The 8390-nt window shown below is 65.6% G+C and carries 9 protein-coding genes; 7 read left to right on the top strand and 2 right to left on the bottom strand.

What is annotated here, in order from left to right; translation table 11 throughout:
• Positions 1–147: 147 nt before the first annotated feature.
• The 4 genes from yaaA (at position 148) to D9V32_RS12305 (ending at position 3787) form a co-directional block, all read left to right on the top strand.
• Positions 148–915, top strand: coding sequence for a peroxide stress protein YaaA (gene yaaA / locus D9V32_RS12320; protein ID WP_121649217.1), 768 nt, complete (start codon positions 148–150; stop codon positions 913–915).
• Positions 916–1038: 123 nt separating this feature from the next.
• Positions 1039–2061 carry an adenosine deaminase gene (add, locus tag D9V32_RS12315; RefSeq protein ID WP_121649216.1) on the top strand — a complete coding sequence of 341 codons (1023 nt, stop codon included), beginning with the start codon at positions 1039–1041 and terminating at the stop codon, positions 2059–2061.
• A gap of 106 nt (positions 2062–2167) precedes the next feature.
• Entirely contained in the window at positions 2168–2836 is a 669-nt protein-coding gene (locus tag D9V32_RS12310; RefSeq protein WP_121649215.1) for a DUF4192 family protein, read from the top strand.
• Between the two features lie 153 nt (positions 2837–2989).
• Positions 2990–3787: a PP2C family protein-serine/threonine phosphatase gene (locus D9V32_RS12305; protein ID WP_245982306.1), complete on the top strand. Its 798-nt coding sequence runs from the start codon at positions 2990–2992 to the stop codon at positions 3785–3787.
• Positions 3788–3844: 57 nt separating this feature from the next.
• Here D9V32_RS12305 and D9V32_RS12300 read toward each other — a convergent pair whose 3' ends face one another.
• Positions 3845–4879 (bottom strand): asparaginase, encoded by a 1035-nt coding sequence (locus D9V32_RS12300; protein ID WP_121649214.1) that lies wholly within the window; start codon positions 4877–4879, stop codon positions 3845–3847.
• An 88-nt stretch (positions 4880–4967) separates the two neighbouring features.
• Here D9V32_RS12300 and D9V32_RS12295 point away from each other — a divergent pair, with 88 nt between their 5' ends.
• Positions 4968–5447 carry an OsmC family protein gene (locus tag D9V32_RS12295; RefSeq protein WP_121649213.1) on the top strand — a complete coding sequence of 160 codons (480 nt, stop codon included), beginning with the start codon at positions 4968–4970 and terminating at the stop codon, positions 5445–5447.
• Here the strand turns inward: D9V32_RS12295 and D9V32_RS12290 are convergent.
• Entirely contained in the window at positions 5444–6196 is a 753-nt protein-coding gene (locus D9V32_RS12290; RefSeq protein ID WP_121649212.1) for a lysophospholipid acyltransferase family protein, read from the bottom strand. The genes D9V32_RS12295 and D9V32_RS12290 overlap by 4 nt on opposite strands.
• 162 nt (positions 6197–6358) lie before the next feature.
• Here D9V32_RS12290 and D9V32_RS12285 point away from each other — a divergent pair, with 162 nt between their 5' ends.
• Together D9V32_RS12285 and dxr are read left to right on the top strand one after the other, a co-directional pair.
• Entirely contained in the window at positions 6359–7303 is a 945-nt protein-coding gene (locus D9V32_RS12285) for an FKBP-type peptidyl-prolyl cis-trans isomerase (RefSeq protein WP_183086306.1), read from the top strand.
• Between the two features lie 3 nt (positions 7304–7306).
• A complete protein-coding gene (gene dxr, locus D9V32_RS12280) occupies positions 7307–8386 on the top strand; it encodes a 1-deoxy-D-xylulose-5-phosphate reductoisomerase (protein ID WP_121649210.1) in 1080 nt (359 codons plus the stop codon).
• Positions 8387–8390: the final 4 nt, after the last annotated feature.

Raw genomic sequence — 8390 nt, 5'->3', positions numbered from 1 at the left:
TTCGGATCACCCTCGAAAACGGCGAGAAGATCGTTGCTCAGGCGGACGGTGGATTCCTCTCGGTTGAGCACAACTCCGTGAGCATCGTCGCCGGCGCTGCCTCGCTCGTCGGCTAGTTCGCCCGCTTTACCCCTACGACCCGCCCCCGTGTTTATTCTGCTGCCTCCTTCGGAGACCAAGCGGCAGGATGAACCGGGGGCGGTGTCGTTTAACGACGACCTGTATTCGGGTCTGCGCTTCCCCGAGCTGAGTGCCGTCCGGCAGGAGCTGGTGGCCGATCTGGAGCTGCTGTGTGCGGATCCGGTGGTCGCTGCTTCGGCGCTCAAACTGGGTGCCCGGCTGGCGGGGGAGGTGGCGCTCAACACCGCGCTGGAGACCGCCCCGCGACTGCCGGCGCTCGAACGCTACACCGGTGTCCTGTTTGACCCGATCTCGGCCGAGACGCTCACCGTGGCCGAGCGAAAGTGGGCGGCGCAGCACGTGCTGATTCAGTCGGCACCATTTGGCCCCGTGGGGGCCATGGATCCGCTGCCCAACTATCGGCTCTCCGCGACCGGTAAGGTGCCGCCGATCACCCTCAAGAAGCGCTGGGCGATCCCCGGTGCCGAGGCTCTCACGACGCTGCACGGCTTTATCTTGGACCTCCGTTCGGAGGCCTATTCGGCCCTTTCCCCACTTCCCGTGGGAAAGAACAACGCCTATCTGCGCGTTGTCGCGGCCCCTGCCCCCGGGCAGAGCGAGCCGGGCAACGCCCTCAATCACTTCAATAAGAAGACCAAGGGGCTGCTGGTATCCGCGCTCCTGGCCGATCGCCCCGGCTGCCGCAATGCCGCGCAGTTCGTGGAATGGGCCACCGCCCGCGGTTTCACCGCCTCGCTGGCCGATCACCAGATTCGTTTCGAGGAGCTGCGGTAGGACGTGCAGGGTCCTGTTCCGTGGCATATACCGGGGAATAGACTTGTGGGTGCGTCCCGGACGCCGATTCCCCTCGCGTCCCGGATCCCCGACGCACACCCCCACACCCAGGAGTCTGCCCCCATGACCGATCTTGTCGCCTTCGCTCACGGCCTGCCCAAGGCCGAGCTGCACCTGCACCTCGAGGGAACCCTCGAACCCGAACTCAAGTTTGAACTCGCCGCGCGTAACGGCATTGAGCTGACCGAGAAGACCGTGGATGAGGTGCGCGCCACCTACAACTTCCACGATCTCACCTCGTTCCTGCAGGTCTACTACCCGGCGATGGGTGTACTACAGACTGCCGATGACTTCCGTGACCTCGCCTACGCGTACCTGAAGAAGGCCGCGAGCCAGGGCACCCGTCACGCCGAGATGTTCTTCGACCCGCAGGCCCACACCTCGCGCGGGGTTCCCTTCGCCAACGTCATTGGTGGTTACCGCCGGGCGATCGTCGAGGCCCGTGCCGAGTTTGGCATCGAGGGAGAGCTGATTCTCTGCATCCTGCGTGACTTCTCCGCGGAGTTTGCGATGGCGACCCTGATGGAGGCGCTGCCCTATAAGGACTGGATCATCGGTCTGGGCCTGGACTCCGATGAGCGTGGCAACCCGCCGTCGAAGTTTGCCGCCGTGTTCGCCCGGGCCAAGGCCGAGGGCTTCCTGCTGACCATGCACTGCGACATCGACCAGGAGGGTTCGATCGAGAACATCCGCCAGGTCATCGAGGACATCCAGGTGGATCGCATCGACCACGGTACCAACATTGTGGAGAACGACGACCTTGTGGAGGCGGCGAAGGCCCGCGGGCTGGGTTTCACCACCTGCCCGATCTCGAACTCGTTTGTGACCGAGCAGATGAAGGCCGAGGAGATCGTCTCGCTGCTGCGCCGCGGCCTCAAGATCTCCGTGAACAGCGACGACCCCGCATACTTCGGCGGTTATATTGCCGACAACTACGTGGCACTCGCCGAGCAGGCCGAACTCGACATCGCGGACCTGGCCCAGATCGCCCGTAACTCGTTCGAGGCTTCCTGGCTAACCCCGGGCCGCCGTGACGCTTACCTGGCGGAGATTGACGCCTACGTGGCGGCCTTCACCGCGGCCTAGCTCTTCCCATCGCCGCCAGTTTTCAACAAGCGGCGGATGAGGAAACCTTTTGCACAGGTTGCGGCTTTTTTGACGCGGGGCGTGAGCCCGGGGTCAGGCTGGAGGCATGGAAAACTATCATGCACACACACCGCAGGATTTTCTGCGCGTGCTTCCCCGGCTCCTCGGCTTCGCCCCGCGTCGCTGCGTCCTCCTGGTGGCATTCCGCGGTGGGCGCACATCCGGGCTGCTGCGATTCGCGCTCCCCACACCGCAACTGGCAACTCCGGCGGTACCCGATAGCGCGGCCGAGCTGGTGGATGGCCTCGTCTCGGTCGCCCCCTTTGCCTGCACCCACGAGGTTCTGCTCTCGGAGATCCACGGCGGTGCTTCGATCGCCGGTTCGCCGCCGCGCGGGCTGCCGGATCGAGCCCTGCGAGATCGAGCCTGCACGATGATGGGCCACTTCTGCCGGATCCCAGACGCCGACCAGATTCTGCCGGTGATCTATACCGATCGCGGAATTGGCCGGCTCAGATTGGCCGAAGCCCTGCCCTGGCGCGCGTTCATGCACGAGCTCCTCAGCCACGCCGAAATTGCGGGCTTCGGCGTCCGTGACGCGCTGGTGGTAACGCCCACGCACTGGGGGCACTATTTGGCGGCACCGACCGAAAGCGCCGTGCACCGACTCGCCCGGACGCCCGCGCGGCCACACGAAACGCCACGACCTACGCGCACCACACGCGACGCCCCGACGGGCGCAGAGGGCCGCGGAGGTCTGAGCGCGCAGGCGTGAGCGGGCGCCAGGCACCATCGGCCGTTCGCTGAGTCGAACACCGACCCGAGTCGCGCGGCGGGCGTGATCCTCGCTAGACTCAACGGGCGGGGAACAAGACTCGGTGTCAGTGTGTCGCCGGTAGTGAATGACAGTTGGCCGAAAGGAAACCACGTGAGCGAGCTTGACGTGCACAGCGGCTCGTATCGTGTGCCCCGTCCGGATGCCAACGAACTCATCATTCGCTGGGCCAGTGCCACCGATACCGGACGCAAGCGCGAGGTCAATCAGGACGCCCTGATCGCCCGCTTCCCGCTGTTTGTCGTGGCTGATGGTATGGGTGGGCACGAGGCCGGCGAGGTCGCATCGGCCGCCGTCGTCGAAAACCTCGCGGCGCTGCTCGATAGCGGTGCCACCGTCAGCCGAGACAACCTGGAGAACGCACTGCGTGCCGCCGTCCGCCAGATGGCCGAGGCCGTGGGGCCGTCGGAGCTCGGGACCGGCACCACCATCACCGGTGTCGTCTACGCCGGAGCCGGTGCCGCGGACAGCCAGTGGTCGGTGCTCAACATTGGCGACTCTCGCGTCTATCGACTGCTCGACGGTCGCCTCGATCAGATCACCGTGGATCACTCGATCGTGCAGGAACTGCTCTCGGCCGGCGCGATCAGCCCCGAGGAGGCCGAGACCCACCCGCACGGCAACGTGATTACGCGCGCAGTCGGGCTCAACGACGATCCCATCCCCGACTACGTCACCGTTCGTACCGCCCCCGGGGCGCGCTGGGTCGTCTGCTCGGACGGCCTCACCAAGGAGCTCACCGACTACGGCATCCAGCACTTCCTGGAAACCTCGGAAACCCCGGCCGATGCCCTGCTGGCAATGTTTACCGCGGCGCTTGGCAACGGCGGAAGAGACAACATCTCCGCAATCGTCTTCGACGAGCTCGAAGAACCCGCCGCGGCCGAGTAGTTTTTCGCCAGCACTGGCCTCAGCGCCAGCGCCAGCGCTGACGGGCTGTGTGCCCCGCTACGGGCGTGCGAGCAGTGGAGATACCCGGATGTCGCCGACGACGGCCCCGCCGCCGGAGAGGTGCAGCGGAAGGCGCGTGAGGGTTTCCGCAACGTCGGTGGGGTCGAGCGCGCCCGCGTCGGCGAGCAGGGTGAGCGCCACGAGAGCGGCGGCGCGGGGGCTGCCATCCAGTACCTTGACGGCGGCGGTGGTGCCATCCGGAGCCGAAATTACCATGACGCCCTCGGCGCCGGTCTTCGCAAAGGCCCCGTGGCGGTCGGCAATGATGGTGTCCGGGCGGCCGGGCCCATCGATACCCCAGGCATCGGCGAGCACGGCGTCGACGAGGATACCCGCATTGCGGTACAGGGCGAACGGCGAAGACGAGGACGAGGTGCGGATACGCGCGTAGCCTCGAGCCAGACCGGCGAGGGAGATCGCAAACACCGGGGCGCCGCAGCCGTCAACACCGGTGGCCACCGGACGCTCACCACAGAATCGTTCGATGACGTCGCGCACCTGCTGCTGCACCGGGTGCTGCGGATCGAGATAGCTCTCCACCGGCCAGCCGTTCTGGGCGCAGGCGAGCAGCATGGCGGCGTGCTTACCCGAGCACTCCATGTAGATCGGTGCCGGTTCGACGTTGTCGCGCAGCAGCTCCGTGCGGGTCGCGTTGTCACGCGGCAGCGCCGGCGGGCACTGCAGGGCGGCCTCGGTCAGTCCGGCCTGCGCGATCATGCTGCGCACCACCTGAATCTGACGCTGGGTACCCGCGTGGCTTGCGGTGGCCAGCGCGGCGGCGGCGGAGCGCAGGCCCACACCGGAGTTCATCATCGCAATGGCCTGGAAGGGCTTGAGCGTGGATCGGGGGAAGATCGGGGCGTTCGGATCGCCGATCGAGCGCACCACCTCGGCGTGCTGGTTGAGCACGATGGCCGAGCCCGCGTGGCGAGACTCAACAAAACCGCTTCTCACCACCTGCGCGAGCTCGACGGCGCGCGCGGCGCTAAAGGTTTCGGCACGTACGGGGGAGGCGGCGTCGGAGGTAGTCACCAATTCAGCCTACCGGGCAAGCCCCAAACTCGTCCCCATGACACCGCGAAAGCCGAGCATCCCGTTCGAACCGTGCCAGAATGACAGCATGATCGGTGAACACTCCTACCGCGCACACCTCACCTGGACCGGAAATCGCGGTACCGGAACCTCCGACTATCGCGCCTATGATCGCGACATTACGGTCAACATTGAGGGAAAACCCGAGGTGCTGGGCTCCTCGGATCGTCCCTTCCGTGGAAATCCGGAACGCTGGAACCCGGAGGATCATCTGCTCACCGCCCTCGCCGAGTGCCACCTGCTGAGCTACCTGCACGTCGCCGTCACCGTAGGGGTCGTGGTCACCGCGTATACGGATGATGCGCGCGGCACGATGCATGAGGATGGCCGCGGTGGGGGAGCCTTCACCGAGGTGGTGCTGCGCCCGATCGTGACCGTGGCCGATGCGGAGATGGTGGATGCCGCCTATGCGGCGCACGCGCGCGCGAATCAGCTCTGCTTTATCGCCAACTCGGTGAACTTCCCGGTGCGCCACGAGCCGGTAATCCGGGTGGCCGGAGCGATCTAGAAGCGCTCGCGACGCCAGACGGCGCGCTTAACCTTCTCGATAACGTCCGCGGGCGGCGACTCGTTGTACTCATTGGCAAGCTCCTGCTCGCTGAGCGCGTGAATAGCGGCCATGATCTCGTCCGTGGCGATTCGGCGCGCACGACCACTCGTGGCCGGCCCGTGTCCGCTCACATCGATCGGCTCGCCATAGCGAATCGTGACCTTCTCAAAGCGCGGCACCTTCGCGCCAACCGGCATCATCTTGTTGGTGCCGATGAGACCAACCGGAACAACCTTTGCGCCCGTGGTGAGAGCGAGCCAGGCGACGCCGGTGCGTCCCTTATACAGGCGTCCATCCAGCGAGCGGGTGCCCTCGGGGTAGACGGCAAACGCATTGCCGCCCTCGAGGATCTGGCGGCCCTGATCCAGGGCCTCCTGTGCGGCCTGGCCGGCACCGCGGCGCACGCCGACGGCACCGATGGAGGTGAAGAACATCTTCGAGAACCAGCCCTTGATGCCGGTGCCCTCGAAGTATGCCGACTTCGCGAGGAACTGCACGCGGCGCGGCGCCAGCACGGGGATGACGATGCTGTCGATGAAGGAGAGGTGGTTGCTCGCGAGGATCACGGGACCCTCCAGCGGCACGTTCTTGCGCCCCTCGATCTTTACCCGGTACACCAGCTTCGCGAGCGGAAACATGATTGCCCGCCCCAGGTGGTACACAAAACCCGGGCGCTGAAGCTGTTCGGTGGGCGAGTTCTCGGTCATTAGATTGAGGGTACTCGGGTCAGCATGCCCGTGCGGTTATGTTCTCGGCGCGGCGGAAACCACACATTTTCGTTGATCGCCGTGCGGAACCCAGGTTCGTCGTGCAAACTGGTACGCGGTGGCATGTTCACATGCCCGTTGATCGCAGAGAAAGTTATCCGAGTGAAAATCCGTTCCAGCCTTGCCCTTCTTGCCGCGGTATCCGTCCTTCTGGTCGGCTGCTCGAGCACCGACGACTCCGCCAATAAGTTCGAAGAGGGGTGTGTGGCGTTCCCGACGGGTAAGCAGCTTGACTCGGCAAAGATCAGCGACAACTTCGGAAAGGAACCGAAGATCGAGATCGCCAAGGGCACCAAGGTGGATTCCTCGCAGTCGCGGGTGATCGTTCAGGGTAAGGGCGAGAAGGTCCGCCCGAAGGACACCGCGGTTGTCGACATCTCGCTCTACAACGCGACCACCAACGAGGTCGCCTTCATGGCTCAGTACGACGGCCAGGGCAGCAACTCGCTCCAGGTTGACAAGAGCACCCAGGTGGAGTCGCTCATTGCCGCCGTGGGCTGCCACACCGTGGGTTCCCGCGTGGCCGTGCTGTCCACCCCGAAGGACCTCTTCGGTGACGCCGGTAACGAGCAGCTCAAGATCGGCAAGGACGACAGCGTGCTGCTGATCGCCGACATCATCTCGGTCGAGAAAGACCGTCAGCTCAAGGGCGACTACAAGGACGCACCCAAGGTTGAGTTCCCCGCCGGCGGTGGAGCACCCAAGGTGACCCTGCCCGACACCAACCCGCCGAAGAAGCTCGTGATCGAGGTTCTCGAAAAGGGTGACGGTGCGGAGATCGCCGAGACCGATTCCCCGACCCTGCAGACCGAGGGCATCAACTGGAACACCGGGAAGAGCTTCCAGCCCTTCGATAGCGTGATCAAGGACAACCCGGCAAACCGCTTCGTGCCCGGCTTCACCAAGGCCCTGGTTGGCCAGACCAAGGGTTCGAAGATCCTCGCGATCCTGCCGCCCGAGGAGGGCTATGGCGCGGGTGGAAACCCGCAGGCCGGTATCAAGGGCACGGACACGATCGTGTTCGTGATCGACATCGCAAAGGACTAGTTCGTGCGCAAGGTCATCATTCTGGGTTCCACCGGTTCGATTGGCACCCAGGCCCTCGACGTGATCCGGGCCAACCGTGATCGCTTCGAGGTCGTGGGGCTCATCGCCGGTACGGATCGGGACACCCTGGATGCCCAGGCCGCCGAGTTCGGTGTCGAGCACACCGGGCTCGGCGTGGCCGCGGCCGAGGACCTGATCCGGGAGGTTGAGGCAGACGTGGTGCTGAACGGCATCACCGGCTCGATCGGTCTCGGACCGACTCTCGCCGCGCTGCGCGCCGGACGCACCCTCGCCCTGGCGAACAAGGAGTCGCTGATCGTCGGGGGAGACCTCGTCAACGATCTCGCGGCCCCCGGCCAGATCGTGCCGGTGGATTCCGAGCACTCGGCCATTGCGCAGGCCCTACGCGGCGGTGCCGCTCACGAGGTGCGTCGCCTGGTGCTGACCGCCTCCGGTGGCCCGTTCCGCGGGCGCACCCGGGAGTCGCTGGCCGGGGTTACCCCGGCCGAGGCGCTGGCTCACCCCACCTGGGACATGGGCCTGATGGTCACCACCAACTCTTCGACCCTGGTGAACAAGGGTCTCGAGGTTATCGAGGCGCACCTGCTGTTTGGCGTGCCATACGACCGTATCGACGTGGCGGTACACCCGCAGTCGATCGTGCACTCGATGGTGGAATTTATCGACGGTTCGACCCTCGCACAGGCCTCACCGCCGGATATGCGTCTGCCCATCTCGCTCGGCCTGGACTGGCCGAACCGGGTGGCCGGCGTCGGCGCACCGCTTGACTGGACCACCGCCCAGACCTGGACCTTCGAGCCGCTCGACAACGCGGCCTTCCCGGCCGTCGAGCTCGCGAAGACCGTGGGCCGTGCGGGATCCAGCTACCCGGCCGTATACAACGCGGCCAACGAACAGGCGGTGCTGGCATTCCACGCGGGCGCGCTCGACTACCTCGGCATCATCGACACCGTGCGTGCCGTGGTGGAAAAGCACGAGGCCGAGGATGTTTTGACTCTGGAGTCTCTCGCCGAGGCCGAGCGCTGGGCGCGGGAAACCGCGGACGCGCTCATCGCCGGTTAGTTCC

It is taken from the genome of Mycetocola tolaasinivorans, assembly GCF_003667565.1.
Classification (GTDB): Bacteria; Actinomycetota; Actinomycetes; order Actinomycetales; family Microbacteriaceae; genus Mycetocola; species Mycetocola tolaasinivorans.
The sequence above is the reverse complement of the archived record's forward strand: the minus strand, read 5'-3'. Positions and strand labels throughout refer to the sequence as shown.

Excerpts from the sequence above, each read along its gene's own strand:
- D9V32_RS12290 (WP_121649212.1), bottom strand. The coding sequence starts at position 6,196 with ATGACCGAGAACTCGCCCACCGAACAGCTTCAGCGCCCGGGTTTTGTG.
- add (WP_121649216.1), top strand. The coding sequence starts at position 1,039 with ATGACCGATCTTGTCGCCTTCGCTCACGGCCTGCCCAAGGCCGAGCTG.
- D9V32_RS12310 (WP_121649215.1), top strand. The coding sequence starts at position 2,168 with ATGGAAAACTATCATGCACACACACCGCAGGATTTTCTGCGCGTGCTT.
- D9V32_RS12295 (WP_121649213.1), top strand. The coding sequence starts at position 4,968 with ATGATCGGTGAACACTCCTACCGCGCACACCTCACCTGGACCGGAAAT.